Genomic DNA, 1,866 nt, shown 5'->3' with positions numbered 1-1,866 from the left:
CCTTGCGTGCGACACGCACCTCGTCACGCGGAACGACAAGCAGGGGGTGCTCCGCCGTGACGGAGAACGTGTTGGCGGGCGATATCGGCGTGAAGGTAAAGAGTTCGCCGTTGAGATCGCGCATTTGCACGGCGGTCACGCGGTGCGGGCGCCCGTCGTGGCCGCTGACGTAGTCGCCGACGCGGATAGACTCGATGGACCGCAAGTCACCGCTGGCCGTCGTGACGAGCTCACCGGCGGGCAGGCAGCCTTCGACGTAGTGCACATAGGCGCCCTCGTCGGCGATGATCAACGTCCGCTCGAACTGGCCCATGTTCTCGGTGTTGATCCGGAAATACGCCTGCAACGGGATGTCGACATGCACACCCGGCGGGACGTAGATGAAGCTACCGCCGCTCCAGGTAGCGGTGTTCAGCGCGGAGAACTTGTTATCCCCCGCGGGGATCACAGTGCAGAAGTACTGCTTGAAGATGTCCTCGTGTTCGCGCAAACCACTGTCGGTATCGAGAAAGATAACCCCTTGTGCCTCAAGATCTTCCCGAATCTTGTGGTAAACCACCTCGGAGTTGTGCACCACCAGACCCTCGGCGATGAAGTTGTGCGGCCCGTCGACCTCGATGTCATAAACCGGTTCCACCGCGTGCGGAGCAACGGATTTCACCCGTTCGAAGCCCAACCAGTCGTTGGTGTGCGACCGGATCGTTGTCCCGTGCGCGCTGGTGGACGAGTGCGCATAGCTGCGACGGCCAAACCGGTTGGTTCGCTTCGGGTTCCGGCAGCCAAGACGCTCGAAATCACCGGAAATGCCCAGCCGCCAGGCGATCTGCATGCGCTCTGGGGCGTGCCGGTACGTCTGGGTGAACGACCACGGACCGCCGGCACGCAGGCCGGACAGCTCGGCCAGCTCGCGCGCCTGGCCGAGCAGCGCTTCGTTGGCGCACGTCAAGAGCACCGAACCGCTGCGGTCCGGGCCGACATAACCGTCGGCGTCGACCCAGCCGCCCAGGAACGCCAACCGCTGATCCACCGGCAACCCGTACACCCAGTCCGGTACTCGCTTGGTCAATGAGACTCCGGCGAAACCCAACTCGGTGATCCACTCGGTCAACGCCTTGGAGTTGACCACCACCCGGTATGTGTCGGCTTCGATGCAGCGCAGCCCGAACAGCTCGGTGACCACGCGGCTCAACTCGGCCCGCAGCTCGATATCGGTGGCCGGGATCGCGAACTGCACCCGGTAGGTCTTGGTCGAGAGGTGCAGGTTGCCGTCACCGACATACAGGCCCAGCAACCACATCAGGTCGACCGAGCTAGTCGCCGGCGCCGCCATGCCGGCCACGCCCGGAAGCTGGGCGGCAGCACCGAACTCCGGCACCTGGCGGGGGGTCGCGATGAAATCACCCGGCTGAATCTCGCCGACGGTGACCCATCGGCGCGCATACCGGGCGCGTTGCCGACCGTCTTTGCGCTCGTCGCGCAGCACCAGCATCGGGTGGTTGTCGGTGCCTCGGATACTGCGCCGAGTGGTTGTCACCTGGTAGGTCAACCGCGTGTCGGTTTGCGCCGCCCCCCTGACCGGGGAAACCACGAACCGTTCCGCGTCCTCGTCGTAGGCGAACACCCGGTCTCCGAACTGGATCTCCTTGATCGGGATCTGGCCACGGTTGGCGGTCCACACCAGGGTGTCACCGGCCAGGCATTCATACTGAGCCGCTACCCCCGCGATGTAGCGCTGCTTTTCGGCTTCCGGGATGCCCAGCCGGTCGTAAGTGTTGCGGATGTCCTCCGGCAGGTCGTCCCAGGTTTGGGCCTGCGCCTCGGTGGACCGGACGAAGTACTTGATGTTGTCGAAGTCGATGCCGCTGA

The 1,866-nt window shown here is 64.4% G+C and carries 1 protein-coding gene; it reads right to left on the bottom strand.

Translation table 11 applies throughout. The features are described 5' to 3' along the window. A partial coding sequence (locus AC2VOP_RS15455; RefSeq protein ID WP_486961800.1) for an LAGLIDADG family homing endonuclease occupies positions 1-1,866 on the bottom strand: 1,866 nt, incomplete at both ends.

It is taken from the genome of Mycobacterium sp. TH-M106, assembly GCF_057473765.1.
Note: the sequence above shows the minus strand (reverse complement) of the source record. Positions and strands in the feature narration are given on the sequence as shown.